General features: G+C 60.9%; 23 protein-coding genes and 1 pseudogene. 11 read left to right on the top strand and 13 right to left on the bottom strand.

The genetic code is table 11. The features are described 5' to 3' along the window. Window positions 1-109: 109 nt before the first annotated feature. From J3P85_RS24305 to norR, 5 genes are all read right to left on the bottom strand, one after another. Window positions 110-1081 carry a 2-hydroxyacid dehydrogenase gene (locus J3P85_RS24305; protein WP_434703816.1) on the bottom strand — a complete coding sequence of 324 codons (972 nt, stop codon included), beginning with the start codon at window positions 1079-1081 and terminating at the stop codon, window positions 110-112. A gap of 203 nt (window positions 1082-1284) precedes the next feature. Next, the gene (locus tag J3P85_RS24300; RefSeq protein ID WP_434703815.1) at window positions 1285-2034 is read right to left on the bottom strand and encodes a YkgJ family cysteine cluster protein; all 750 of its coding nucleotides are present in this window, start codon (window positions 2032-2034) and stop codon (window positions 1285-1287) included. Between the two features lie 79 nt (window positions 2035-2113). After that, a complete protein-coding gene (locus J3P85_RS24295) occupies window positions 2114-2443 on the bottom strand; it encodes a hypothetical protein (protein WP_434703813.1) in 330 nt (109 codons plus the stop codon). Between the two features lie 118 nt (window positions 2444-2561). Next, complete coding sequence (locus J3P85_RS24290) at window positions 2562-3464, bottom strand: chemotaxis protein CheV (protein WP_030139917.1); 903 nt, start codon at window positions 3462-3464, stop codon at window positions 2562-2564. 282 nt (window positions 3465-3746) lie between these two features. After that, window positions 3747-5303 (bottom strand): nitric oxide reductase transcriptional regulator NorR, encoded by a 1557-nt coding sequence (gene norR, locus J3P85_RS24285; RefSeq protein WP_434703812.1) that lies wholly within the window; start codon window positions 5301-5303, stop codon window positions 3747-3749. A 151-nt stretch (window positions 5304-5454) separates the two neighbouring features. Here norR and hmpA point away from each other — a divergent pair, with 151 nt between their 5' ends. From hmpA to J3P85_RS24245, 8 genes and pseudogenes are all read left to right on the top strand, one after another. Beyond that, entirely contained in the window at window positions 5455-6636 is a 1182-nt protein-coding gene (gene hmpA / locus J3P85_RS24280; RefSeq protein WP_434703811.1) for an NO-inducible flavohemoprotein, read from the top strand. Between the two features lie 585 nt (window positions 6637-7221). Further along, window positions 7222-7731 (top strand): disulfide bond formation protein B, encoded by a 510-nt coding sequence (locus J3P85_RS24275; protein ID WP_060740730.1) that lies wholly within the window; start codon window positions 7222-7224, stop codon window positions 7729-7731. A gap of 776 nt (window positions 7732-8507) precedes the next feature. Continuing rightward, window positions 8508-9455: a ubiquinol oxidase subunit II gene (gene cyoA, locus J3P85_RS24270; protein WP_186705089.1), complete on the top strand. Its 948-nt coding sequence runs from the start codon at window positions 8508-8510 to the stop codon at window positions 9453-9455. 3 nt (window positions 9456-9458) lie between these two features. Continuing rightward, on the top strand, window positions 9459-11489 hold the full coding sequence (gene cyoB, locus J3P85_RS24265) for a cytochrome o ubiquinol oxidase subunit I (protein WP_186705090.1): 2031 nt from the start codon (window positions 9459-9461) through the stop codon (window positions 11487-11489). A 3-nt stretch (window positions 11490-11492) separates the two neighbouring features. Next, entirely contained in the window at window positions 11493-12119 is a 627-nt protein-coding gene (locus J3P85_RS24260) for a cytochrome o ubiquinol oxidase subunit III (protein WP_434703810.1), read from the top strand. Continuing rightward, entirely contained in the window at window positions 12120-12455 is a 336-nt protein-coding gene (cyoD, locus tag J3P85_RS24255) for a cytochrome o ubiquinol oxidase subunit IV (RefSeq protein ID WP_014340102.1), read from the top strand. An 11-nt stretch (window positions 12456-12466) separates the two neighbouring features. Continuing rightward, a complete protein-coding gene (gene cyoE / locus J3P85_RS24250; protein ID WP_003178131.1) occupies window positions 12467-13354 on the top strand; it encodes a heme o synthase in 888 nt (295 codons plus the stop codon). A gap of 313 nt (window positions 13355-13667) precedes the next feature. Continuing rightward, window positions 13668-13897, top strand: a pseudogene (locus J3P85_RS24245) (helix-turn-helix domain-containing protein). A gap of 191 nt (window positions 13898-14088) precedes the next feature. On the opposite strand, the gene J3P85_RS24240 reads toward J3P85_RS24245, so the two are convergent. The 4 genes from J3P85_RS24240 to J3P85_RS24225 form a co-directional block, all read right to left on the bottom strand. After that, on the bottom strand, window positions 14089-14793 hold the full coding sequence (locus tag J3P85_RS24240; protein WP_411385587.1) for a hypothetical protein: 705 nt from the start codon (window positions 14791-14793) through the stop codon (window positions 14089-14091). Window positions 14794-14914: 121 nt separating this feature from the next. Next, a complete protein-coding gene (locus tag J3P85_RS24235; protein ID WP_434703809.1) occupies window positions 14915-15658 on the bottom strand; it encodes a DUF72 domain-containing protein in 744 nt (247 codons plus the stop codon). An 84-nt stretch (window positions 15659-15742) separates the two neighbouring features. Then, window positions 15743-16756, bottom strand: coding sequence for a sensor domain-containing diguanylate cyclase (locus tag J3P85_RS24230; protein ID WP_434703808.1), 1014 nt, complete (start codon window positions 16754-16756; stop codon window positions 15743-15745). 244 nt (window positions 16757-17000) lie between these two features. Then, window positions 17001-17903 carry a LysR family transcriptional regulator gene (locus J3P85_RS24225; RefSeq protein WP_434703806.1) on the bottom strand — a complete coding sequence of 301 codons (903 nt, stop codon included), beginning with the start codon at window positions 17901-17903 and terminating at the stop codon, window positions 17001-17003. 98 nt (window positions 17904-18001) lie between these two features. On the opposite strand from J3P85_RS24225, the gene J3P85_RS24220 reads away from it, so the two are divergent. Together J3P85_RS24220 and J3P85_RS24215 are read left to right on the top strand one after the other, a co-directional pair. Next, window positions 18002-19177 carry an aspartate aminotransferase family protein gene (locus J3P85_RS24220; RefSeq protein WP_186729562.1) on the top strand — a complete coding sequence of 392 codons (1176 nt, stop codon included), beginning with the start codon at window positions 18002-18004 and terminating at the stop codon, window positions 19175-19177. A 153-nt stretch (window positions 19178-19330) separates the two neighbouring features. Next, entirely contained in the window at window positions 19331-20065 is a 735-nt protein-coding gene (locus J3P85_RS24215) for an OmpA family protein (protein WP_434703805.1), read from the top strand. A 244-nt stretch (window positions 20066-20309) separates the two neighbouring features. On the opposite strand, the gene ehuA is transcribed toward J3P85_RS24215, so the two are convergent. The 4 genes from ehuA to ehuB all read right to left on the bottom strand — a co-directional run bounded on the left by ehuA (window position 20310) and on the right by ehuB (window position 23421). Next, complete coding sequence (gene ehuA / locus J3P85_RS24210) at window positions 20310-21179, bottom strand: ectoine/hydroxyectoine ABC transporter ATP-binding protein EhuA (RefSeq protein WP_434703804.1); 870 nt, start codon at window positions 21177-21179, stop codon at window positions 20310-20312. Then, on the bottom strand, window positions 21179-21835 hold the full coding sequence (ehuD, locus tag J3P85_RS24205; protein WP_434703803.1) for an ectoine/hydroxyectoine ABC transporter permease subunit EhuD: 657 nt from the start codon (window positions 21833-21835) through the stop codon (window positions 21179-21181). The genes ehuA and ehuD overlap by 1 nt, the downstream gene beginning before the upstream one ends. Then, window positions 21832-22491, bottom strand: coding sequence for an ectoine/hydroxyectoine ABC transporter permease subunit EhuC (gene ehuC, locus J3P85_RS24200; RefSeq protein ID WP_039591585.1), 660 nt, complete (start codon window positions 22489-22491; stop codon window positions 21832-21834). The genes ehuD and ehuC overlap by 4 nt, the downstream gene beginning before the upstream one ends. Window positions 22492-22563: 72 nt before the next feature. Beyond that, window positions 22564-23421: an ectoine/hydroxyectoine ABC transporter substrate-binding protein EhuB gene (gene ehuB / locus J3P85_RS24195; protein ID WP_434703801.1), complete on the bottom strand. Its 858-nt coding sequence runs from the start codon at window positions 23419-23421 to the stop codon at window positions 22564-22566. Between the two features lie 290 nt (window positions 23422-23711). Here ehuB and J3P85_RS24190 point away from each other — a divergent pair, with 290 nt between their 5' ends. After that, window positions 23712-25106 carry a PLP-dependent aminotransferase family protein gene (locus J3P85_RS24190; RefSeq protein WP_411385581.1) on the top strand — a complete coding sequence of 465 codons (1395 nt, stop codon included), beginning with the start codon at window positions 23712-23714 and terminating at the stop codon, window positions 25104-25106. Window positions 25107-25508: the final 402 nt, after the last annotated feature.

Raw genomic sequence — 25508 nt, 5'->3', positions numbered from 1 at the left:
TGGGTTGCGAAGCGACCCCAAGGTGTATCTGCCGCCACGGTGCATCAGATAAACCGCAAGGGGCTGCTGCGCAGCCCAGCGGGAGCAAGCTCCCTCGCCACGGTGTGTTCTATTTCCAGACTTGTGGGTTGACCAGGTTCTTCGGTCGCTCGCCCAGCAAGGCACTGCGCAAGTTATCCACAGCAAGGTTGGCCATGGCCTCACGGGTCTCGTGGGTGGCGGAGCCGATATGAGGCAGGGTCACGGCGTTTTTCAGCTGGAACAGCGGCGATTCGGCCAGCGGTTCTTTCTCGTAGACATCCAGCCCGGCACCGCGGATGCGACCGTTCTGCAAGGCTTCGATCAGCGCTGGCTCATCCACCACCGGGCCACGGGAAATGTTGACCAGGATGGCGCTTGGCTTCATCAGCCCCAGTTCACGCTGGCCGATCAAATGGCGGGTCTTCTCGCTCAATGGCACCACGAGGCAGACGAAATCGGCTTCGGCCAGCAACTGGTCCAGCTCGCGAAATTGTGCGCCCAATTGGTTTTCCAACTCGGTCTTGCGGCTGTTGCCGCTGTACAGGATCGGCATGTTGAACCCCAACCGGCCACGCCGGGCAATAGCCGCGCCAATGTTGCCCATGCCGACGATGCCCAAGGTCTTGCCATGCACGTCGCTGCCGAACAGTTGCGGACCGACGGTCGCTTGCCATTGCCCGGCCTTGGTCCAGGCGTCCAGTTCGGCCACGCGCCGGGCGCTGCTCATCAGCAGGGCGAAGGCCAGGTCGGCGGTGCTTTCGGTGAGCACGTCGGGGGTATTGGTGAGCATGATCCCGCGCTCATTGAAGTAGGCCAGGTCGTAGTTGTCGTAGCCCACCGACACGCTGGAGACCACTTGCAGGTTCGTGGCGTTCTGCAGTTGCTCGCGGCCGAGCTTGCGACCGACACCAATCAGCCCATGGACGTGGGGCAAGGCTTCGTTGAACTGCGCGTTGATGTCGCCGTTCGACGGATTGGGGACGATCACCTCGAAGTCCTGGCGCAGGCGCTCGATCATGGGAGGTGTGATACGGCTGAAGGCAAGTACGGTTTTTTTCATCGTGCAAGGCTCATCTGCAGGGAATACCAAGCACGCTAACATTCCTGGCGCGGGTTAGGCGAGAGGGGGTGGTGTAATCGCAGCACCGCAAGTCCCCTTGTGGGAGCGAGCTTGCTCGCGATAGCGGTGTATCAGGCGCCGATAGGCTGGCAGATAAAGCGCTATCGCGAGCAAGCTCGCTCCCACAAGGTCTCTCTACAAAATCAGGCGGCCCGCAGGGAAATGAAGGCGTAATTGACCGGCGCTTGCGTGACAACGCTTGCGCCACTGGCCGTCACTTGGCTGGCAACGTCCTCGCCGGACAGGTGGAACTGCCATTCACCCGCTTCGGGGTCCAACGGCTGCGAGCGGGCCTGATCAATCGCGGCGGCAAACGCGGCCATGTTCGGCAGGTAGGCCGTGAATCCGTCGCCCTTCAACGCCGTCGTGTGGATGCCCAGGGACACGCAGATGCGCGCCTTGATCGCGATCTCTTCACGATCGGCCTGGCGTGAACGTTCGATCAACCGAGCCAGCTCCTGGTCCACCAACTCACCGCCGACGATCAACTGCGGCCCCGTTTCCCACGACTCTGGCGGGCAATCCTTGGCGGCGGTATTGAGCGGGATGTGCGGGTTGATTTCCATGGGGTAGATGCGGCAAACCAAAGGCCTGCGCTCATAGATGCGGCACAGGTTGTCGGCGTCCAGATTATGGCAAGGGCCAGGGTTATAAGCGGCGAAGGTGATTGCCACAAGCGCCTCGCTCGTGCCGCTGCGGACCACTGCCGAACGGCGTTCGGCATGTTCGCGCTGCGCCACCGGAAGGCCGAGGCCATTGGGCAGGAAGGCCTCGACCAGGACAATTACCTGGCCGCCGTCATTCGCCCACATCCTGGCTTCGTCGAGCGTCAGGGGAACGTGATGACCGGTGCAGCATTTACCGCACCCTACGCAGGAAAACGTTGTGTTCATTGATCGACCGAAGGCAATAGGCTGAAAGCGGCGACAGAAAAACGCCGCGATAAGCCGTGCGAAGCAAGTTATGCGCCATTCATTGGGGGGCTTCGGCCGGGCGGATCGAGTCCCACTCGGTGACGAAGGCGGTCTTGGTTTTTTTGCGATAGAGGCACAGCTCGGTGCCCGTCGCGCCGTTCATGTGCTTCTGTGGGTATTGGCCTTGCAGCAACAGCGCCGTATAGCCTACCCGGTCGTCAAATTGCGCGGCGGTACCGACAGGTTCGGGATCTTTCAGGCCGCTGGCCTTGAGGCAACTGGCGAGCACTTTTTTGTCGTAGGCGGCCCACGCGTCGGGGCTGGAAGCCTGAGCCTGAAAGGCGATGGCGGCAGTGAGGCCGAGGAGCAGCAGTGCAGGGGTTTTCATCGACTATGTCCTTGTTCGGGGGAACGAGGACAGGAGTATGCCTGAGGTCGGGGCAGGGGTCAGAGGCCGCGACGATCGCAGCCTCCTTGAACTTGGCCCGCATTGACGCGGACGGGTCTCAGCGACCTTGTTCGGCGACGGCCTTGGCCGCGGTGATCAGGCACTTGGTCAATTCGGGCGACGAAAATTTGGTAAGCACCCCGTTTGCGCCGGCCAGTCGCGCTTTCTCACTGTTCATGGCGCTGTCCAGCGACGTGTGCAGCAACACATAGAGGTGGGCGAAATCCGGTGTCTCGCGCAGGGTCCGGGTGAGGGCGTAGCCGTCCATTTCCGACATTTCAATATCGGAGACGATCAGGTTGATCTCCTGCGCCGTGCCCTGCAACTCCAGCAGACAATCGATGGCTTCCTTGGCGCTGCGGGCGGTATGGCATTGCAGGCCCAGGTTGCGCAGGGTGTGCACCGATTGCTGCAAGGCGACCTGACTGTCATCGACCACCAGGATCCGGGCGTTGCCCAGGACTTCGGCGTCTTCCATGCTCAATTCGGTCGGCGCGGTTTCGATCTGCGCCGGTGCGATGCCATGAATGACTTTTTCGATATCCAATACTTGCACCAGCGTGCCGTCCACCGAGGTCACGCCAGTGATGAACGCGCGCACGCCGCCGGAGCCGTAGGGCGGCGGTTTGATGTCGGTGGTCAGGCAATGCACGATCTTGCTGACCGCCTGCACATGCAGGCCCTGCTTGGAACGGCTGACGTCGGTAACGATCAGGCAGCCGCCGTCCGGGTCTTCCAGCGGCCGCTCGCCGATGGCGCGGCTCAGGTCGATCACCGACAATGATGTCCCGCGCAGGGTGGCGATGCCTTTGACGTGGGGATGGGACTCCGGCAGCTTGGTCAACGGTGGGCAGGGAATGATTTCACTGACCTTGAGCAGGTTGATCGCCATCAGCTTGCCGCTGCGCAAGGTAAACAGCAGAAGCGAAAGTGAATCTGCGCGGGCTTTGTTGGAAGACATAAAAACCTTCTGTGGAAAAAGGTGGGGCGAGCATGAAGGTCGCCAGAACAGCTTGTGATATTGGGTTATCGACTTGTCGGGGGCAGGCTTTAGGGTGAAAGCCTGTCGATCGCATGGATCGCTGTCATAAGGTCCTTGCGCGGGACCGCTTTTGTGGCGAGGGAGCTTGCTCCCGCTCGGCCGCGCAGCGGTCGTAAGTTTCTAGACCGCGATGCCATTGATAGGGGCTGCTTCACAGCTCAGCGGGAGCAAGCTCCCTCGCCACAAAAGCACCTCCAACCACTATTTCAGGCCAAGCCGTTTGGCCATCCGCCCCAGGTTCGCGCGGTCCAGCCCCAGCTCCCGGGCGGCGCTGGCCCAGTTGTGCTGGTGACGCTCCAGGCAGGCGGCGATCAAATTGCGTTGGAACGCGTCCACCGCTTCGCGCAAGTCCCCCGTCACGCCTGGTGCGACCGGTGCCGGGTTGGGGGATGACGGCTCGGCGTTATCCACAGGGGCCTGGGGCAAATCCAGGTCCTGGGCGCTGAGGCTGAGGATTCTCGGGCGCGCCGGGTGGCGACCCAAGGCCTTCAGGGCGCTACGGCCGATCAGGTGTTCCAGCTCGCGCACGTTGCCCGGCCAGTCGTAGGCCAGCAATGCGGCCTGGGCGTCGCTGGTCAGGCGCAGGCTGCCCAGGCCCATGCGCGAACGATTCTGTTCAAGGAAGAAGCCGCTGAGCAGCAGCACGTCCCGCCCGCGTTCACGCAGCGCCGGCACCTGCAAGGGATACACACTCAAGCGATGATAGAAGTCGGCCCGGTAACGGCCGTTGCGCACTTCTTCGGCGAGGTCGCGATTGGTGGCCGCGATCAGGCGAACATCGACCCGGTGCTCCTTGTCCGAACCCAGGCGCTGCAGTTGGCCGCTTTGCAACACCCGCAGCAACTTGGCCTGGACAGTCAGGGACAACTCACCCACCTCGTCGAGGAACAAGGTGCCGCCGTCGGCCAATTCAAACTTGCCGCGGCGGTCGTTCGTGGCCCCAGTGAAGGCGCCCCGGACATGGCCGAAGAGTTCGCTTTCCACCAGCGTATCCGGCAGGGCTGCGCAGTTGAGGCTGACCAGCGGCTGGCCGGCGCGTTTCGACGCGGCGTGGATGGCCTGGGCGACCAGTTCCTTGCCCACGCCGGTTTCGCCGGTGATCAATACCGTCAGGTCGCTGCCGCCCACCAGCGTGATCTCTTCCACCAGGCGCTTGTGGGCCTTGCTCTGGCCGACCATGTCGCGGTGTTGCTGGCCGCTGGCCTGGCGATAGACCTCGGCGCGGCGATGTTCGTCCTCGGCTTTCAAGGCCAGGCGCTCGATGCGCTCGGCGGCGCTGACCGTGGCGGCGGCGAGGCTGGCGAAGGCTTGCAGGGCACTGAGGTCGATGGGTTCGAAGCGCTCCGGGTCCAGCGAATCCAGGGTCAGCAGGCCCCAGGGGCGTTCATCGATGAACAGTGGGCAACCCATGCAGTCATGGACTTCCAGATGCTTGGCCAGCCCCTCGACCAGCCCGTCGTAAGGATCGGGCAGGCCACTGTCAGCGGCGAAGCGGGTGGGGTGCGGGTTGGCCAGCAGCGCTTCGAAGCGCGGGTGTTCGCTGATCCGGAATCGCCGGCCCAGTGTATCGGTGCTCAAGCCATCCACGGCGAGCGGTACCAGGCAATCTCCGTCCAGGCGCAACAACGCCGCCGCATCGCAGGGCAGCAGGGCGCGCAGGGTGCCGAGCAGGCGCCGGTAACGTTCACCTTCAGGCAGTTCACGGGACAGGTCGGCTACCAGTGGCAGCAGGGAGGTCAGCAGGGCGGTTGCGGTCATAATGACTCCACGTAGTCATAACGACTATAATGTCTACCGTGTCGTTATGACTACTCTTGTCTTAACTTTCTGATATTTAAAAGAAAAAATTCTGGCATGGAAACTGATATGACTTAAGCAACTGTTATCGATCATACGCCAGGAGTCACCCATGCTTAGTCGAGAAGAACGCGCCATCATTCGCTCCACCGTGCCCTTGCTTGAAAGCGGCGGTGAAGCGCTGATCACCCACTTCTATCGCATGATGCTGTCCGAGTACCCTCAGGTCCGCCCGCTGTTCAACCAGGCTCACCAGGCCAGCGGCGACCAACCACGTGCCTTGGCCAACGGCGTGTTGATGTATGCGCGGCACATCGACCAGCTCGACCAATTGGGCGACCTGGTGGCGAAAATCGTCAACAAGCACGTTGCCCTGCAGATCCTGCCGCAACATTACCCGATTGTCGGTTCGTGCCTGCTGCGGGCGATTGCTGAGGTGCTGGGCGAAGAAATCGCCACCCCCGAAGTGATCGCGGCATGGGGCGCTGCCTACAATCAGTTGGCCGATATCCTGATCGGCGCCGAAGCCGACATGTACGACAAGAAGGCCGAGGCGCTGGGCGGCTGGCGTGGCGAGCGCGAGTTCATCCTGGCGGCCAAGGTCCAGGAAAGCGCGGAAATCACCTCGTTCTACTTCGAACCGGCGGACAAGGGCCCGATCCTGGTGGCCGAGCCGGGCCAGTACATCGGCATGAAACTCGTGCTCGATGGCGAGGAAGTGCGCCGCAACTATTCGCTGTCAGCCCTGGCGGACAATGGCCAGTACCGGATCAGTGTCAAGCGTGAGCCGGGCGGGCGGGTGTCGAACTTCCTGCATCATCATTTTGAGGTCGGCAGTCGCATCCAGTTGTTCCCGCCGTCCGGGGATTTCTACCTAAGTGCCAGCGAAAAACCGTTGGTGCTGATCAGCGGCGGCGTTGGTATTACCCCGACCCTGGCCATGTTGCAGGCAGCACTGCAAACCGAGCGGCCGGTGCATTTCATTCACTGCGCACGCAACGGCCGCGTCCATGCCTTCCGTGACTGGATCGACGATTTGGCCAAGCGGCATCCGCAGCTCAAGCGCTTCTACTGTTACGACGAAGACGACGGGGTGAGCCCGGCGGCGGACAAGGTGGGGCTGTTGAGCCAGGAGCAACTGGCGCAATGGCTACCGGAGCAGCGTGACCTGGACGCCTATTTCCTTGGGCCGAAGGGCTTTATGGGCGCCGTCAAGCGCCACCTCAAGGCTCTGGGCGTGCCCGACCGGCAGAGCCGCTACGAATTCTTCGGCCCGGCGGCGGCGCTGGAGTAAGGTCGCGGCAAGCCGGGAGACCGGGTTGCCTTCATCGCGAGCAAGCTCGCTCCCACAAGGGATTTGCGCAGGTCTGACGGCCAGCACAGATCCAGGGTGGGAGCGAGCTTGCTCGCGAAGGCGTCGGCACACCCGACATCGATGCAAGCTGACCCAACGCTTTCGCGAGCAAGCTCGCTCCCACAGGGGATATGTGGTGGACACAATTGCTGTGAACACCACAAAAAACTGTGGGAGCGAGCCTGCTCGCGAAGACGGTAGTACAGCCAGCTTATTCACTGACTGACCCACCGCCATCGCGAGCAAGCTCAGCTCCCACAGGGATTTGTGATGAGTGCGATATCTGTGAACAACCCGCAAAAACCATGTGGGAGCCGAGCTTGCTCGCGATGGCGGCCGCAGCTCCACCCCTGTCCAACTGACCCGCATTAATCCCCGCTTAACCTTCTTGCGCTCTATTCCCTTCAATTGTCGACGCCCGCTGCTCGTTCACTGTCATGGTCAGCGTGTAGACTTCGGTACGTCCGATCGCGCGCCGGGTGTTGCGAGGCTGCGCGTCGATCCATGCAGACAAAGGGAAACGCAATGAGTGAGGAAATGATGCGGCTGGGCCGCGAGCGGCGCTATCTGGTGCTGCTGGGGCTGATCTGCCTGGCACTGATCGGTGGTGCGCTGTACATGCAGGTGGCCCTCGGCGAGGCGCCGTGCCCGCTGTGTATCCTGCAACGCTATGCGTTGTTGCTGATCGCGATTTTCGCCTTCATCGGCGCGGCCATGCGCACCCGCCGCAGCCTGACGATCTTCGAAGGCCTGGTGGTGCTCTGCGCCCTGGCCGGGGCCGGTGTGGCCGGGCATCACGTATACACCCAGTTCTTCCCCGCGGTCAGTTGCGGTATCGATGTCTTGCAACCGATTGTCGATGACCTGCCGCTGGCGAAGATCTTCCCGCTGGGGTTCCAGGTCGATGGTTTTTGCTCCACGCCCTACCCACCGATACTGGGCCTGTCCCTGGCGCAATGGGCACTGGTGGCCTTCGTGTTGACGGTGGTGCTGGTGCCGTTGCTGGTGTCGCGTAACCGCAAACCGCTTCGCTGAAACGCCTCAACGAAACGCCCCGGTTTCTTCCTTGGAGAGCCGGGGCGTTTTTCGTTTCACCCCCGAGCCGGGGCGTCCTTGATCCGAGGCAAGAATGACCTGCGACAACGTGCGACACGTTGTCACATATCTTGCGACGCTCAGCCTTTCCGACGGCGATTAAACGCTCATTCCCGTAACAAAAAAACGTCTGGTTTCGCAGCCAGCGTCTCGCTTGTAACAGGCATTTTTAACAGCGCAGCGTCAGGCGCCGCAGGCCCCTGAAAATGGGCGCTTGCCGGACAAAAAAGCCCTTGCGAATCGGTCCGAGCTGTCTAAATCGGGCGTAGTAGACCTACGTTTTTTGGGGTTCTTGTTGAGAATGAATTTCGATAAGATGCTGGCCCGTTGCAATATCAGCAAGAGATTGTTGCCGGATCGGATAAAAATTATTTCGGGATGAGACATGGTCTACAGCGCGTCACCTCACTACAATCGCCCGCACCGATTTTCCGACCCGGCTCAAGCTTGAGCACGAGAGTGGTCGAAGGGCGCCAGCGCCCCATGCGACCCCAGGTGTCGGTGCCTCCAACTATCCGCACCAAATGGAATTGGGCTTGAACTAGGCCTTTTGACCAACGAATAAGAACTCACTGCTGGCCCAGGATGTGTCGAACAGCCGCTGACGTTCGACGGGCAGCCCTTATTCAATCCAAGAAAATGCCAACCCTTGGCAGGGTGAAGTGTTGGCGATCAAAACCCAACTGCATTGCGCAAGCTGCTTTAGAGGTCGTGAGATGAGTAAAAACAGGTACCCCCGATTACTAGGCTTGTTGCCGCTGCTCGGCACGTTGCTGCTGGGAGGCTGCAACATGACCTTGCTCGATCCCAAGGGCCAGGTCGGCCTGGATGAACGAAACCTGATCATCACCGCCACGCTGCTGATGTTGCTGGTCGTTGTGCCGGTTATCGTCATGACTTTCCTGTTCGCCTGGAAGTACCGCGCAACCAACACCCAGGCCACCTACACGCCGAAGTGGTCGCATTCGACCAAGATCGAAGTGGCGGTGTGGACCATTCCGGTGCTGATCATCATTGCCCTGGGTTATGTCACCTACAAGTCGACCCACGCCCTGGACCCGTACCGTCCGCTGGAATCCGACGTCAAGCCGATCACCATCGAAGTGGTCTCGATGGACTGGAAGTGGCTGTTCATCTATCCGGAACAAGGCATCGCCACGGTCAACAAGATCGTGTTCCCGGCCCACACGCCGATCAACTTCAAGGTCACCTCCGACACCGTGATGAACTCGTTCTTCATCCCGGGCCTGGGCGGCCAGATCTATGCGATGGCCGGCATGCAGACCAAGCTGCACCTGATCGCCAACCAGAACACCGAACTTGAAGGTATCTCCGCCAACTACAGCGGCGCGGGTTTCACCGGCATGAAGTTCAAAGCGACCGCCACCACCCAGGAAGAGTTCGACGCCTGGGTCAACGAAGTGAAGAAGGCACCTAAACAGCTTGAAAAAGCTGAATACGAAGCCCTTTCCAAGCCGAGCCAGAACAACCCAGTCGAACTCTACTCGTCGGTTACGCCGAACCTGTTCCAGACCATCATCGACAAGTATGAAGGGATGAATCCGGGCAAGCCGATGCACCACGAGAAGAAAGACAAGGAAGTGGCTCACAACATGGAAGGGATGGACATGAGCTCGCATTCAGCTGCCGGGGCAGAGGAGTAAACGATGTTAGGTAAATTAAGTTGGGAAGCGATCCCGTTCCACGAGCCGATTGTCATGGTGACCCTCGCCATCATCGCGCTCGGTGGTCTGGCATTGTTCGCCGGTATCACTTATTTCAAGAAGTGGACCTACCTGTGGACAGAGTGGCTGACCTCGGTCGATCACAAGAAAATCGGCGTGATGTACATCATCGTCGCCATGGTCATGCTGCTGCGCGGTTTTGCCGACGCCATCATGATGCGTACCCAGTTGGCCATGGCCACCGAGGGTTCGCCTGGCTACCTGCCGCCTGAACACTATGACCAGATCTTCACCGCCCACGGTGTGATCATGATCATCTTCATGGCGATGCCATTCTTCACCGGCCTGATGAACCTTGCAGTGCCGCTGCAGATCGGCGCGCGCGACGTTGCCTATCCGTTCCTGAACTCCCTCAGCTTCTGGCTGCTGGTGTCCGGTGTGGTACTGATCAACGTGTCCCTGGGGGTTGGCGAATTCGCCAAGACCGGTTGGGTTGCCTATCCGCCGTTGTCGGGGCTGCAATACAGTCCGGGCGTGGGGGTGGATTACTACATCTGGGCGCTACAGCTATCCGGGTTGGGGACAACGCTGACGGGGGTCAACTTCCTGGCCACCGTGCTGAAGATGCGTACCCCAGGCATGAAGCTGATGGACATGCCGATCTTTACCTGGACCTGCACCTGGGCCAACGTGCTGATCGTCGCTTCGTTCCCGATCCTCACCGCTACCCTGGCACTGCTGACGCTTGACCGTTACATGGATTTCCACATTTTCACCAATGAACTGGGTGGAAATCCGATGATGTACGTCAACCTGTTCTGGGCCTGGGGTCACCCCGAGGTGTACATCCTGATCCTGCCGGCGTTCGGTATTTTCTCCGAAGTCATCTCGACCTTCTCCGGCAAGAAGCTGTTTGGCCACCACTCGATGATCTACGCTTCCGGCGCGATTTCGGTACTGGGCTTCATGGTCTGGCTGCACCACTTCTTCACCATGGGCTCGGGGGCCAGCGTCAACGCCTTCTTCGGCCTGGCGACGATGCTGATCTCGATCCCGACGGGTGTGAAGCTGTTCAACTGGCTGTTCACCATCTACCAGGGCCGCCTGCGTTTCACCAGCCACGTGCTGTGGACCCTGGGCTTCATGGTGACCTTCGCCATCGGCGGCATGACCGGCGTACTGCTGGCCATCCCGGGTGCGGACTTCGTGTTGCACAACAGCCTGTTCGTGATCGCGCACTTCCATAACGTGATCATCGGCGGCGCCGTGTTCGGCTACATCGCAGGCTTTGCGTTCTACTTCCCGAAAGCGTTCGGCTTCAAGCTGCACGAAGGTTGGGGCAAGGCAGCGTTCTGGTTCTGGATCTCGGGCTTCTTCGTCGCGTTCATGCCGCTCTATGCACTGGGTTTCATGGGCATGACCCGTCGCCTGAACGCCACCACCAACCCTGAGTGGGTGCCGTACCTGTACGTCGCCATGTTCGGCGCGGTGATGATCGCGGTCGGTATCGCCTGCCAGTTGATCCAGCTGTACGTCAGCGTGCGTGATCGCAAGAAGCCGGAAAACATGTGCGAACACGGTGATCCGTGGAATGCCCATACCCTGGAATGGTCGACTTCGTCGCCACCACCGTTCTACAACTTTGCCGTGCTGCCGAAAGCGGAAACCATCGACCCGTTCACCGAAGCCAAGGAAGCCGGTACCGCGTACCAGGTTCCGGCCAAATACGAGCCGATCCACATGCCCAACAACACCGCCACCGGTGTGGTCATGGGTGCGCTGTTGACCGTGTTCGGTTTCGCGATGATCTGGCACATCTGGTGGCTGGCCATCGTCAGCCTGGTCGGCACCGTGGCGTATTTCGTGATCCATGCCGCCCGTGACGATCAGGGCTACATGGTGCCGGTGGATGTCATCGAACGCATCGAAGCCGAGCAGCACAAGCGCCTGGTCGCGGCCGGGAAAGTCCCTGCCACCGCCACCCGTGTTGAAACCTCGTTGGAACAGGCTTAAACCATGTCGAACTTAGTGACCAATGTTGGACACGCCCATGGTCATGACCATGGGCACGATGACCATCACCACGACTCGGGCGAGATGACCGTATTCGGTTTCTGGCTCTACCTGATGACCGACTGCATTCTGTTTGCGTCGATCTTCGCGGTGTACGCGGTGCTGGTTAGCAACGTCGCCGGTGGCCCGTCGGGCCACGAAATCTTCGAACTGCCTTATGTACTGGGCGAAACCGCGCTGCTGCTGTTCAGTTCGATCACCTACGGCTTCGCCATGCTGGCGTTGTTCAAGGGCAAGAAAACCCAGGTCCTGGGCTGGTTGGCCATGACCTTCCTCCTGGGCGCCGGCTTTATCGCCATGGAGATCAACGAGTTCCATATCCTGATCGCCGAAGGCTACGGCCCTAGCCGCAGCGGCTTCCTGTCCGGGTTCTTCACCCTGGTCGGCACCCACGGCCTGCACGTGACCAGCGGCCTGATCTGGATGGCGATCATGATGTACCAGGTCCAGAAAAACGGCCTGACCGCCACCAACAAGACGCGCCTGAGCTGCCTGAGCCTGTTCTGGCACTTCCTGGACGTGGTGTGGATCTGCGTATTCACCGTTGTTTATCTGATGGGGACCCTGTAAATGGCTAACGCACATTCCCATGATGGCCATGACGCCGGCCACGGCAGCGTCAAGTCCTACGCCATCGGTTTCATCCTGTCGGTGATCCTGACCGTCATTCCGTTCGGCCTGGTGATGTACCCGTCGCTGCCCAAGAGCCTGACCCTGTGGATCATCCTGATCTTCGCCGTGGTCCAGGTACTGGTGCACCTGGTGTACTTCCTGCACCTGGACCGCTCCGCTGCCCAACGTAACAACGTGGTCGCGTTTGTGTTTGCCGCTATCGTGATTGTCCTGCTGGTCGGCCTGTCGTTGTGGATCATGTTCAGCATCCACACCAACATGATGGCGCACTGAGGGAAGTCCGGATGTCACTGAAGCACTTTATCCAAATCACCAAGCCGGGGATCATTTTCGGTAACGTGCTTTCTGTGGCGGGCGGGTTCTTCCTGGCCTCGAAAGGGCATGTCGATCTGGCCATCTTCCTGGCGGCGATGATCGGCACGTCCCTGGTGGTGGCGTCCGGTTGCGTGTTCAACAACTGCATCGACCGCGACATCGACATCAAGATGGAACGCACCAAGAACCGGGCGCTGGTCCAAGGCCTGATTCCGGTGCAACTGGCCCTGGCCTTCGCCACGGTGCTGGGCGTGGCCGGCGTGGCGCTGCTGTACTGGGTGGCCAATCCGTTGGCGGCGTTGTTCGCGGTGATCGGTTTTGTCATCTACGTCGGCCTCTACAGTCTGTACCTCAAGCGCAAGTCGGTCCACGGCACGCTGGTGGGCAGCCTGTCGGGGGCGATGCCGCCGGTGATCGGCTATGTCGCGGTCAGCAACAGCTTCGACATGGCGGCGCTGACGCTGCTGGTGATGTTCAGTTTGTGGCAGATGCCGCATTCCTACGCCATCGCGATCTTCCGCTTCAACGACTACCTGGCAGCCTCGATTCCGGTGTTGCCGGTCAAGCGCGGCATCCGCGTGGCCAAGAAACACATCCTGCTCTACATCCTGGCCTTCCTGGTGGCGACCTTGATGCTGACCTTCAGCGGCTACGCCGGCATGAGCTACCTCGCCGTCGCCGCTGCCATGGGCATGTACTGGCTGTACATGGCCTGGACCGGCTACAAGGCGGTGGACGATACGGTCTGGGCACGCAAGCTGTTCGTGTTCTCGATCTTCACCATCACCGCCCTGAGCGTCATGATGTCCCTGGATTTCAAGGTGCCGAGTGAGTTGTTGCTGACTTACGCGCCTTAAGCGCCAGAGCTGCAAAAAAGCCCCGCCTTCGAGAGAAGCGCGGGGCTTTTTAATGATCGTTATTTCGGAAGTATCGACATTCCTGTGGGAGCGAGCTTGCTCGCGAAGCGGTGGGTCAGTTGAGCTGATATGGACTGACACGACGCAATCGCGAGCAAGCTCGCTCCCACAAGGATTGCGGCGTATCCATTATTGCTTATGAATGCTGGTCTGCTCTGGATGTTCGCTAAGGGAGAGTTGGGGAGCCCGATCTGCGATCAAGGGAAGATGTCCGGCGCGCCATAGAAGCTGAGTTGAAAGTACGAGGTACCTTATGAAAAAGCGCGATCTGTTTGCCGAGATGATGCAAGGCGTCGAGGAGATGGCCGCTCACCGCGAGGGCAAGATCACGCTTAAGCCGTTTTCGCCAAGAGCATCAGGACCAGCCCGGGTACCCTTGGAAACTGGGAACAGGAAAAGTCCAAGCCTAATGCCCAGGCGGCTTTGTTGATCAAATTGGTCGAGAAGTTTCCGGATATGGTCGAGCGGCTTGGTGCTGTTTGATCCGCTCATAGCCATGGGAAAGCCCCGCCTTCGAGAGAAGTGCGGGGCTTCTTCATGATCGTTATTCGGAAGTTATCGACATTCCTGTGGGAGCGAGCTTGCTCGCGAAGCGGTGGGTCAGTTGAACTGATATTGACTGACACGACGCAATCGCGAGCAAGCTCGCTCCCACAGGAGACCCGGATCCGGGCTTATTGCTGGGCGATGCTGTAGCCGTCGAACGCTTTCTGCTGTTGCAGCGCGGTGACGATGCTTTTGCGGGTGACCGGTTGTTCAGTGCCGTCGTTGTCCAGGAAGGTTTCGCTTTCCAGCTCGGCTTCGTCGCCTTCGCCGACGAAGTTGAAGCCCAGGAACTCGAAGGCTTCGCGGTCGACGTTCGGCTTGGAGCGTGGCGTGCGCAGGGGCAGGGTGACGCTGATGCCGTCCTTGCTGATGACAAACACTTCGGCTTCCTTCTTGGGCCGCGAGGCCTTGCCCTTGCTGCCGCTCGGGTTGCTGATGGCCTGGTGAGTCTGGTTCAGCACTTTCAGGGCCAGGCCGTAGACCAGCTCCTGGAACGACGGGTCGTCTTTGTAGCTGGAAAGAATGCGGCTGATCGGGAAGCGGCTGCCCAGGTCTTCCAGGGCCGCAAAATCCGCAGCCTCAGCGTCCTTGAGCTGCTTGAGCTGACCCATCAACTCGTAGGCCTTGTCGTCATCGAACGCATCGTGGGCCTGGCGAATGGCGTTGCGCAGTTCGCGGATCTGGTCGCTTTCGCGGTTCGACTGGAACGCATCGAGGACCATTTCGCTGATGGTCTTGGCCTGGGGCAGATGCTGTGAAAGATTGATGGAGTTTTCGTATTCCGCTTTGGACGACAGGGTGACTACGGATTCAGCGGTGTTGGAATCGGACATTGAAATTTCACTACTTCTGTTAGCGGGATGAGGCGAGAAAGGCATTGAGCTTTTTTCCGGCCGCCTAATCTATTGGACGCGGGCGGTGTTGTCACGGTCGGAGCGGTGGCCGGTACGTATTTCAGTCGCGCATCAGTTCCATCAGCCGCAATGCGTCCGGCGTTGCGGCGCCGCTGGCGGTGTTGTCGAAGATGCACCAAGTCGGCGTATCCGCAGCGCTCTTCAATTGTTGCGCGAGCTGCTTCAGCCAGGTCTCCTCATAAGGGGAGTAGTAGATTCGCGGCGAGCCATGCAAACGGTAATAACGAATGCCAGGCCAGCCTGCCGGTCGATCGCCCCCCGATAAGGGGGACGGATCGGCAGCGACACGACCGATCCGCTCGTTCTCCAGCATCGCCATGGCCTGCGGCGCGAGCCAGCTCGGGTGTCGGGGTTCGAGAACCGCGGGGCCCTGATACCGATCCCGCAACGCCTCGAAGAAGCGCTCGGCTTGGGTGTTGTCGAAGGCCAGTGATGGCGGCAATTGGATCAACAGGCAACCCAGTTTTTCACCCAACTGTGAACATTGCCCAAGGAACTCATCCACAAGCCCCTCGCAATCGTGCAGTCGTCGATCGTGAGTGATCTGCTTCGGCACCTTGACCGAGAAGCGAAAGTCCGGCCCCACGCTGTCGGCCCACTTGGCGTAAGTGGCGGGACGATGCGGGCGATAGAACGAACTATTGATCTCCACCGCCGGGAAGCGTGCGCTGTAGCGCTGCAAATGGCTGCCTTCGTCGGGAAACGCCGGCCAATGTGCCCTGGGCAACGACCAGCCGGCGCAGCCCAGGAAAAGGTTCGAAGAGCGGGGGAGTCGAGTCGGCAATTTGGGAGACCTATCGCGGGGGGGGGGGGACAAAGCTATGACCGCGACAAACGCCTCATGGATTCATTCCTGACAATTGCGGCTTCAGTTGCAGATCACGTTTTTGCCGGCCATCTTGGAGCGATACAACGCCTGGTCCGCCCGATCCATCAGTACCTCTTGCGTCTCGTCGTCGAGCCGCTGCACCACACCAAAGCTCATGGTGATCGGGAAGTCGCCCACCGGGAGCAGGTCGGACAGGCCTCGGCGAATGGTTTCAGCCATCAGGACCGCATCGGCCAACGACGTGTTTGGCAAGATCATGATGAATTCATCGCCGCCCCAGCGCACCAACAGGTCACCGTCGCGCTCGCAGCGTTTGACCGCCTGCACCACCTGCACCAGCGCTGCGTCACCAAAGGCGTGGCCGTAGCGGTCATTGATGTCCTTGAAGTCGTCGACGTCCATGGCGATCAGCGACAACGGTTCGCGAAAGCGCTGGGCACGCTCACAGGCCAGTGGCAGCGCCTGCTCCAGGCGATAGCGGTTGGCGACCAGGGTCAAGGCGTCGGTTTCGGCGAGCCTGCGGTTTTCGTCGAGTTGGATTTGCAGTTGATGGTTGACTCGAGACAACTCGCGCGTGCGCTCTTCGATGATCGCTTCCAGGGATTTGTTGCGCCGTTCGAGTTGCTCGAACAGGCGCTTCTTGTCGTCGATGCTGCGATGGGCGCCGATCATTCGAGCAACGCTGCCGTCGGGGTTGCGAGCAATTACGTAACCGCGGTCTTCGATCCAGATATAGGAACCGTCATGGGCCCGGCAGCGGTATTCGGCTTGGTATTTTGGCGACCGTTGTTTCAGGTAATCGTCGAACAGGGCCATCACCTGGGGATAATCCTCTGGATGGATCACGCTTTCCCAGGTCAGCACGGTATTGCTCAGGGAATGGGGCGTATAGCCGAGCATGGTGTACCAGCCGGGGTTGCGATAGACGAACCCGGTATTGGCGTTCCAGTCCCAGATGCCGTCGCTGACCAGCTCCATGATGGTGTGCAGCACGCTTTCGTCCAGGTCGGACAAATCGAACCGCAGCAAATCGATCTTCGAGGCGTCGTCCATCGTTGTTCCCTCAATCAGCCCTGATATCAAAATGCTCTCCAGGGGTGAAGAGTAGCCGATGGGGCGCGGGGTCACTAGCGGGCAGCGCTTCGGGTGAACGCCTGAACTGTGGCGAGGGAGCTTGCTCCCGCTGGGCCGGTCCGACGCTTCGGGCGTAGCAGCCCCAAAGCAGGGCCGCTTCGCGCCCCAGCGGGAGCAAGCTCCCTCGCCACGGGATTTATCCAACACTTATCGAGCACGCCCATCAGGGTTTGCCCCATTTCTCCAGTGCAAACTCGACAAAACTGCGCAGCTTCGGCAAACGGTAGCGATCCTGGGCGTACATCAGGCTCATCGGCCGATGAGGCAGTTGATAACCTTGCAGCAGCGCCACCAGATCCCCTTCCTGTAGATCCTTTGCCACCAACGCGTCGGGCAGCATCACCACACCCATGCCGGCCAACGCGGCACGGTGCAGTCCCGAAGAGCTATTGATCAGCATCGGCCCGGTTACCGGGACTTTGATTTCCCCTTCCGGACCGTTGATTGGCCAGTGCTCCTGGGCGAAGCGCCATTCGTCACCAGCGGAATAGGCAAACGACAGGCAATCGTGGTGTTGCAGATCGTCGGGCTTTTGCGGCGTGCCTTTGCGCGCCAGGTAAGCAGGGGAGGCACAAATGGTCAGGGTGTAGTCCACCAGCGGACGCACGATCAGTTTCGGGTCGGGAAGGCCGAGGCGGATGGCAACGTCGAAGCCATGGTCAAGCAGGTCCAGGCGCTGGTTGGTCAGTACCACGTCGAGTTTGACCTGAGCGAAGCGCTGGCTGAATTCCGCCAGGGCCGGCGCGAGGCGTTCGGTGCCAAAGGTCAGCGGCGCGGTGATGCGCAAGGTGCCGGTGGGCTCGCCCTGGGTCTGTTCGGCCAGGCGCTCGGAATCGGCCACCAGCCCCAGCACTTCCAGGCAGCGCTGGTAGTAGGCTGCGCCGAATTCAGTCAGGCGCTGGCGCCGCGTCGTACGATTGATCAGGCGCACGCCGAGACGTTGCTCCAGCGCGCGAAGATGATTGCCTACCATGGTGGTAGACATTTCGCAGGCTTGGGCTGCCGCTGTCAGGCTGCCGGTCTCCACCACTTTCACGTAAACGGTCATTGCCTGGAACAGGTCCATTATCAAGCTCAGCTTATAGATGATTGAAGTAAAGTGGCGTTTATCCATCGGGGGTGGCTAACCATACTGGAAAAAACCACCCGATGGAGCCTGATGCCATGACCGCTGCCTGCCTGATGACCACTTACCAACCCCTGGCGCTGAATTTCACCCATGGCTTGGGGACGCGCCTGTGGGACCAGGACGGCCGCGAATACCTCGATGCGGTGGCGGGGGTGGCAGTGACCAATGTCGGCCATTCCCACCCGCGGCTGGTGGCCGCCATCAGCGAGCAGGCCGGCCTGCTGTTGCACACGTCCAACCTGTACAGCATCGACTGGCAGCAGCGCCTGGCGCAAAAACTCACCCGGCTGTCCGGCCTGGAGCGAGCGTTTTTCAACAACTCGGGCGCCGAGGCCAACGAAACCGCGCTGAAACTGGCGCGCCTCTATGGCTGGCACAAGGGCATCGAGCAGCCGTTGGTGGTGGTCATGGACAATGCATTCCATGGGCGCACCTTGGGCACTATGTCCGCCAGTGACGGTCCGTCCGTGCGGCTGGGCTACAACCGCTTGCCTGGGGACTTCATCAAGGTGCCGTTCGGCGATCTCGCGGCGCTGGAGCAAATCCAGCAGGTTCACGCCGAGCGCATCGTCGCGGTGCTGGTGGAGCCGATCCAGGGCGAAAGCGGTGTGCAACTCGCCCCGCCGGGTTACCTCAAGGCCTTGCGGCAGCTGTGCAGTCGGCGCGCCTGGCTGTTGATGCTCGACGAGATCCAGACGGGCATCGGTCGTACCGGCCAATGGTTTGCGTTCCAGCACGAGGGCATTGTGCCGGACGTCATGACCCTGGCCAAAGGCCTGGGCAACGGCGTGCCCATCGGTGCCTGCCTGGCGCGGGGCAAGGCCGCCGAGCTGTTTACCCCGGGCAGTCATGGCAGCACGTTCGGTGGCAATCCATTGGCCTGTCGGGTCGGCTGCACGGTGCTGGACATCATCGAGGAACAAGCCCTGGTGGATAACGCCAGGCAGCAGGGCGAACAATTGCTGGGTCGGCTGCGGGCCGAACTCGCGGACAACCCGAACGTATTGGCGATTCGCGGCCAAGGCTTGATGATCGGCATCGAACTCAAGCAACCGGTCCGCGACCTGACCCTTCGTGCTGCCCAGGACCACGGCCTGCTGATCAATGTCACCCGGGGCCAGACCATTCGCCTGCTGCCGCCGCTGACGATCGATGGGCGCGAAGTGGAGATGATTGTCAGAGGCGTGAGCCGCTGTCTGGCGCAAGGTTGAGGGTACTTCGCCCGGACGACGGATTTTTATCCGGCAGTCGGGCGAAGCGCGACGCAGCGGGACGGAATTTTTAACGGTTGTCGCGTTCCAACGCCTGCCAGAGTCGATTGCCTACACTTTGGCAACCAGACTGAAAATCCCAGGAGCATCTTCATGTTCACCTCGCGTCGCTTGATCGTTGTCGCTACTGCTGTGGCCTTGTTGTCCGGCTGTGCGTCGCCCAACCCCTATGACAACCAGGGCCAGGCCTCTACCGAATCGTCGGGCATGAGCAAAACCGCCAAGTATGGCGGCCTCGGTGCACTGGCGGGGGCGCTGGCCGGTGCGGCCATCGGTCACGATAACCGTGGCAAGGGCGCGTTGATCGGCGCGGCGGTGGTGGGCGCTTCCGCGGCCGGCTACGGCTACTACGCCGACCAGCAGGAAAAGAAACTGCGCGCCAGCATGGCCAATACCGGTGTTGAAGTGCAGCGCCAGGGCGACCAGATCAAGCTGATCATGCCGGGCAACATCACCTTCGCCACCGACTCGGCGAACATCGCGTCCAGCTTCTACCAGCCGCTGAACAACCTGGCCAACTCCCTCAAGGAGTTCAACCAGAACCAGATCGAAATCGTCGGTTACACCGACAGCACCGGCAGCCGCCAGCACAACATGGACCTGTCCCAGCGACGCGCCCAGAGCGTGGCGACCTACCTGACGTCCCAGGGCGTGAGCGGTGCCAACCTGTCGGCCCGTGGCGCCGGCCCGGACAACCCGGTGGCGAGCAATGCCGACGTCAATGGCCGCGCGCAGAACCGTCGGGTCGAGGTCAATCTCAAGGCCATTCCTGGGCAGCAGTACCAGGCGCCGCCGCAGCAGGGCCAGACTTACCAGCAGTATCCGTAAGCGCTGGGCGGTAAATGAAAGGGGGACCCGGAAATGGGGTCCCCCTTTTTTGCGACTGGCGTTTGGGCTTTTGTGGCGAGGGAGCTTGCTCCCGCTGGGCTGCGAAGCAGTCCTGAGAGCATTCGCCTTGATTCTCCTGACACACCGCGTTCGCTGATTTGGGCCTGCTGCGCCCGAAGCGTCGGACCGGTCCAGCGGGAGCAAGCTCCCTCGCCACGGAGGTGTTCACTTGAATAATTAGGGGTCAATTCGCCTCTTTCACCGCACTCAAGAACGCACACGTACGCTCCTGCTGCGGGTTTTCGAAAATCTGCGCAGGGGTGCCTTGTTCATGGATCTGCCCCTTGTAGAAGAAGCACACCAGGTCGGCGAACTCCCGCGCAAACCCCATCTGGTGGGTCACCATCAGCATCGTCAGGTTGTGTTCGGCGCCCAGCTTGCGAATCACGTTCAGCACCTCGCCGCACAACTCCGGATCCAGCGCCGAAGTCACCTCGTCAAACAACATCACCTTGGGCCGCATCGCCAACGCCCGGGCAATCGCCACCCGCTGTTGCTGGCCGCCGGACAGTTGCGATGGGTAATGGTCGAGCTTGTTGCCCAGCCCCACCAGTTCCAGCAGGTCGGCGGCGCGTTCCCGGGCTTCCTTCGGGTTCATGCCCAGCACCTGGACCGGCGCCTCGATCACGTTCTGCAGCGCGGTCATGTGGGGGAACAGGTTGAAGCTCTGGAACACCATGCCGATCTTGCCGCGCACCCGGCGGATGTGCCGGTCGTTGGCCGGCACCAGCACGCCGTTGCGGTTGGGCATGTGGGTCAGCGAGTCGTCCTCGACGCGGATCTGGCCCTGGTCGATGCCTTCCAGGGTCATCAGCACCCGCAGCAGCGTGGACTTGCCCGAGCCGCTGGGGCCGATGATCGCGACTTTTTCACCGGGCGCGACATCCAGGTTCAGATGGTCGAGTACCGTGAAGCTGCCGTAGCTTTTGGTCACGTCCTGGAAACTCACAATCGGCCGGGACGGTGTCGGAATTTGCATGGCCGGGGCCTCCTGCTGTGACGCCAGCGTGCTGCGCCGGGACAAATCGGTGGGCGTGGACAGGGGTAAAGTCATTAGCGTAGCTCCATGCGCGTTTCAAGGCGCCGTACCAGCCAAGCCAAGGCGAGGCTCAGGGCGAGGAAGAACAGGCCGACCAGGGTGATGGGTTCCAGGTAACGGAAATGCTCGGAACCGATGTTCTTGGCCTGCTGCATGATTTCCACCACGGTGATCGCCGACAGAACCGGCGTGTCCTTGAGCATTGCCACCAGGTAGTTGCCCAGGGGCGGCACGATCGGTCGCAGCGCCTGGGGCAGGATGATGTTGCGGTAGGCGTCGTACGGCGCGATGTTCAACGCCGTCACCGCTTCCCACTGCGCCCGTGGCACCGCGTCGAGACCACTGCGATAGACCTCGGCGATGTAGCACGCATAGTGCAGGCCGATGCCGAGGATGCCGACTTGCATGGCCGTCAGGCTCAAGCCGTAGTTGGGCAGGACGTAGTAGAGGAAATACACCTGGATCAGCAACGGCGTGCTGCGGATGAACTCGATCACCGCCGTGGCCGGCCACGACAACCAGAACTTGCGGCTGCGTCGGCCAATCGCCAGGAACAGCCCCAGCACGATCGCGATCAAAAAGCCGATCAACGTGATGCCCACGGTATTGAGGGAGGCGCGCAGCAGGTCCGGAAGAATTTGCGCGGCGTAGGACCAGTCGAACAATGTCATGACAGACCTCCACGCATCCGGCCTCGGCTCAGTCGCCGCTCGATGTTGCGCATGCCGAAGTTGATGGCCTGGGCGAGGATGAAATACATCACCAGCGCCAGGCTGAAAATCTCCAGGGTCTGGAACGTCGCCTGATCCAACTGGCGCGCCCGGAAGCTCAGGTCGGACAAGGTGATCAGCGACACCAGCGAGGTGTTCTTCAGCAACTCGATCAACAGGTTGGTGCCCGGTGGAATCGCCGCCAGCAACGCCTGGGGCAAGATGATTCGCTTGAAGCGCGTGAACCCGCTGAAGTTCAGCGCCGTGCAGGCTTCGTATTGGCCCTTGGCGACCGAGCTGATGGCGCCGCGCATCACTTCGGCCCCGTAGGCGCCGATGTGCAGGCCCAGGCCGACGATGGCCACGGCGTAAGGGCTCAGCTCCACATTGAAGGGCGGCAGCGGCAGCACGAAGAACAGCCAGAACAATTGCACCAGCAACGAAGTGCCACGAAACACTTCGATGTAGGTGATGGAAAACCAGCGCAACGCGCGCCACGGCGACAGCCGTCCGAGGGCCGCGAGTACCGCCGCGACAATCGCCAACAGCGAGCCGAAGAACGTCACCTGGAGCGTAACCCAGGCCCCTTGAATCAATAACGGAAGTAATTCGCCCATGGTTCAACCCGATATCCGATGAAGCAGGGAACGAGCATCACGCCTGCGCGTCATGCCCGTTTCGGCGTGCCATTAGGGCTGAGCGCAAAGCTCGGCCGCGGTCTTGCTGGTCACGTTGGATTTGTCGAAACCGAATGGCGCGACGGCCTTGAGGTGTTCCTCCGAACCCAGCCACTTCTTCAGCTCGGCATTGACCGCGTCGCGCAGGTCTTTGTCCTCGGGGCGGAAGGCCAACGCGCCGTAGCCGATGTGGGACGGGTCGTCCTTGAATTCGGTCATCGCCTCTACTTTATCGCCACCCTTGCTGGCCAGGCCCTTCATGGTCAGTTGAGTGCCGACGGCCGCGTCGGCGCGACCGGCGCGCACGGCTTGCAATTGCGCGGTGGTGTCGGGGACCTGGAGGATCTGATCGTCCTTGACCCCGGAGTCGCGGGCATAGGCCAGGTTCACCGTGCCGGCCATGATGGCCAGCTTCACGTCCGGTTGCTTGGCGATGTCTTCATAGCTGTGGAGTTTTTTCGGGTTGCCCTTGGCCACGAGCAACGCGTCGGGCAATTGATACTGCGGATCGGTGAACAACACTTGCTTGCAGCGCGCCGGGGTGATGTACATGCCGGCGGCAATCACATCGAAGCGACCTGCCCGCAGGCCAGGGATCAGTGAGCCCCATTCGGTGAGCACGCCATCGACCTGCTTGATGCCCATCCTGGCGAAAATGATCTTGGCGATCTCCGGCGACTCACCGGTGACGTTGCCGTCGGTTTCGGTGAAGGCGAATGGGGTCTCGTTGGCGTAGCCGATCCGGATGCTGCTGTTGCTTTTGACGGTATCCAAGGTGGCCGCTTGAACGCTGCTGGCCAGGCCCAGTGCGGCACAGGTCAACAAGAGCCGACGCAAGGGCGCATGGGTGCTGGGAAGAAAATTGCTCATCGATAAAATCTCCTGTTTCTTGTGGATCCGTCGTTTGACGGCTCTGTGGTAGGAGGCAGTGTGACAAGAGCAAAGCGTACAGCGGCGGATCCGGGCGTGGCCTGGAATCGAGAACGGCGCCGGTACAGGTCGATCCGGCTTTTTGTCGGGGCGATAAGCCCGCCTGGGTGACGACCTTGGACCGAGCATACAAAAGCCCCGGCATTGATTGTATTGCACTAGGACAATTGCTTTGCCGCGAGGGCCGCGCAATGCTGTGCGCACCCCTACACACGCCGGTTGCAGTTGTCATGGATAAGTGGAAGTCAGCCTTGGACCTCGCCCGCAGCGGTGAATCCAAATACAAGATCCTGGTGCAGGCCATTGCCGACGATATCGAACAAGGCGCCTTGGCCAACGACCAGCGCCTGCCGCCGCAGCGGCAAGTGGCCGACGCCATGGGCATCAGCGTGCAGACCGTCACCAATGCTTACAAGGAGCTGGAACGCCAAGGGCTGGTCCGTTGTGAAGTAGGACGCGGCAGTTTTGTTTCGCGGCGCATGAGCGACCGGGTCGCCACCTACATACTCGACAGCCCCGAGCGGGCGCTGGTGGATTTTTCCATCACTCGCATCCTCCACACTCGCGAGCATGACCAGGCCTGGCGGGATACCTGCGCGGCGCTGAGCACTGAAGAGGATCAGCCGTGGATTCACGCGTTTCGGCCCATCGCCGGTTTCGAATCCCATCGCGAAGCGGCGACGCAGTGGATCGGCCGGCAAGGGCTGAAAGTCGACCGTAACGATGTGCTGATCACCAACGGCGCGGCCCATGGGATCTTCCTGGCGCTCGCTTCCCTGGCGGGGCCCGACGATGTGGTGCTCTGCGAAGGCTTGACCGACCACGGGGTGATCGGCAATTCCCAGGTGTTGGGCTTCACCCTCAAGGGCCTGGAGATGGATCGCCATGGCATTGACCCTGAACATTTCGAAGACATGTGCAGCAACGAGCGCATCACGGCGCTGGTGTGCACACCGAACCTGAACAACCCCACCACCAGCCTGATGCCCGACGCCCGGCGCCGGGAAATCGCCGAGATCGCCCGGCGCTTCGGTGTACACATCATCGAGGATGATGTGTACGGTCCGCTGCTGGACGAACGCCGCGCGCCGCCCATCAGTCATTACCTGCCGGAACTGTCGTTCTACTGCACGAGCATGACCAAGTCGGTGCTCACGGGGTTGCGCATCGGTTACCTGGTGGTACCCAAGCGCTTGGCGTTGCGTACCGAGAGCATCCTGCGGGTCAACAGCTGGATGGCCACGCCGATGGTCTCGGAGATCGCCACCCGCTGGATCCGCGATGGCCGCGCCGAGTCGCTGGTGCAGTTGCAGCGCCAATTGTTGGCCGGGCGCCAGGCGATGGTCACCGAATACATGGGCGAGCATGTGTTGGCCCAGCATCCTCATGCCCTGAATGCCTGGATCGGCATCCCGCCCCACTGGGAAGTGGACAGCCTGGTACGTGCGCTGCGCCACAAGCACATCGCGGTCACTTCCCCCGACCCGTTCACCGTACGCGGCACTCCCCGGCCCCGCGCGGTGCGAGTGTGTGTCGGCGCCGAATGCAGCGATGAAGAAATGCGCCATGCGCTGATCGGCATGCGGGAGATCTTCAACCAGTATCCGCAGATTCATGATTTTTGATGCGCCCCACCGCAATTCCCTGTGGGAGCGAGCTTGCTCGCGAAAGCGGTGTGACAGTCAGAGGAGATGCTGAATGTGCCGTCGCCTTCGCGAGCAAGCTCGCTCCCACAGGGGATTTGCGGCGGTCGCTGGATTTGTGTTTGCCCCGGCCAAAATGTGGGAGCGAGCTTGCTCGCGAAAGCGGTGTGACAGTCAGAGGAGATGCTGAATGTGCCGTCGCCTTCGCGAGCAGGCTCGCTCCCACAGGGGATTTGCGGCGGTCGCTGGATTTGTGTTTGCCCCGGCCAAAATGTGGGAGCGAGCTTGCTCGCGAAAGCGGTGTGACAGTCAGAGGAGATGCTGAATGTGCCGTCGCCTTCGCGAGCAAGCTCGCTCCCACAGGGGATTTGTGGCGGGGGCAAG

Origin of the sequence: Pseudomonas sp. Z1-12 (assembly GCF_051132015.1) — a bacterium.
GTDB lineage: Bacteria > Pseudomonadota > Gammaproteobacteria > Pseudomonadales > Pseudomonadaceae > Aquipseudomonas > Aquipseudomonas zanjanensis.
This window is presented reverse-complemented; position numbering and strand designations above follow the sequence as displayed.

Excerpts from the sequence above, each read along its gene's own strand:
- J3P85_RS24290 (WP_030139917.1), bottom strand. The coding sequence starts at position 3,464 with ATGTCTTCCAACAAAGCCCGCGCAGATTCACTTTCGCTTCTGCTGTTT.
- ehuC (WP_039591585.1), bottom strand. The coding sequence starts at position 22,491 with ATGGGCGAATTACTTCCGTTATTGATTCAAGGGGCCTGGGTTACGCTC.
- cyoE (WP_003178131.1), top strand. The coding sequence starts at position 12,467 with ATGTCACTGAAGCACTTTATCCAAATCACCAAGCCGGGGATCATTTTC.
- J3P85_RS24215 (WP_434703805.1), top strand. The coding sequence starts at position 19,331 with ATGTTCACCTCGCGTCGCTTGATCGTTGTCGCTACTGCTGTGGCCTTG.
- J3P85_RS24225 (WP_434703806.1), bottom strand. The coding sequence starts at position 17,903 with ATGGACCTGTTCCAGGCAATGACCGTTTACGTGAAAGTGGTGGAGACC.
- J3P85_RS24240 (WP_411385587.1), bottom strand. The coding sequence starts at position 14,793 with ATGTCCGATTCCAACACCGCTGAATCCGTAGTCACCCTGTCGTCCAAA.
- norR (WP_434703812.1), bottom strand. The coding sequence starts at position 5,303 with ATGACCGCAACCGCCCTGCTGACCTCCCTGCTGCCACTGGTAGCCGAC.
- J3P85_RS24190 (WP_411385581.1), top strand. The coding sequence starts at position 23,712 with ATGGATAAGTGGAAGTCAGCCTTGGACCTCGCCCGCAGCGGTGAATCC.
- J3P85_RS24305 (WP_434703816.1), bottom strand. The coding sequence starts at position 1,081 with ATGAAAAAAACCGTACTTGCCTTCAGCCGTATCACACCTCCCATGATC.
- cyoB (WP_186705090.1), top strand. The coding sequence starts at position 9,459 with ATGTTAGGTAAATTAAGTTGGGAAGCGATCCCGTTCCACGAGCCGATT.
- J3P85_RS24260 (WP_434703810.1), top strand. The coding sequence starts at position 11,493 with ATGTCGAACTTAGTGACCAATGTTGGACACGCCCATGGTCATGACCAT.
- J3P85_RS24230 (WP_434703808.1), bottom strand. The coding sequence starts at position 16,756 with ATGGACGACGCCTCGAAGATCGATTTGCTGCGGTTCGATTTGTCCGAC.
- hmpA (WP_434703811.1), top strand. The coding sequence starts at position 5,455 with ATGCTTAGTCGAGAAGAACGCGCCATCATTCGCTCCACCGTGCCCTTG.
- cyoD (WP_014340102.1), top strand. The coding sequence starts at position 12,120 with ATGGCTAACGCACATTCCCATGATGGCCATGACGCCGGCCACGGCAGC.
- J3P85_RS24300 (WP_434703815.1), bottom strand. The coding sequence starts at position 2,034 with ATGAACACAACGTTTTCCTGCGTAGGGTGCGGTAAATGCTGCACCGGT.
- J3P85_RS24220 (WP_186729562.1), top strand. The coding sequence starts at position 18,002 with ATGACCGCTGCCTGCCTGATGACCACTTACCAACCCCTGGCGCTGAAT.
- ehuD (WP_434703803.1), bottom strand. The coding sequence starts at position 21,835 with ATGACATTGTTCGACTGGTCCTACGCCGCGCAAATTCTTCCGGACCTG.
- ehuB (WP_434703801.1), bottom strand. The coding sequence starts at position 23,421 with ATGAGCAATTTTCTTCCCAGCACCCATGCGCCCTTGCGTCGGCTCTTG.
- J3P85_RS24295 (WP_434703813.1), bottom strand. The coding sequence starts at position 2,443 with ATGAAAACCCCTGCACTGCTGCTCCTCGGCCTCACTGCCGCCATCGCC.
- cyoA (WP_186705089.1), top strand. The coding sequence starts at position 8,508 with ATGAGTAAAAACAGGTACCCCCGATTACTAGGCTTGTTGCCGCTGCTC.
- ehuA (WP_434703804.1), bottom strand. The coding sequence starts at position 21,179 with ATGACTTTACCCCTGTCCACGCCCACCGATTTGTCCCGGCGCAGCACG.
- J3P85_RS24275 (WP_060740730.1), top strand. The coding sequence starts at position 7,222 with ATGAGTGAGGAAATGATGCGGCTGGGCCGCGAGCGGCGCTATCTGGTG.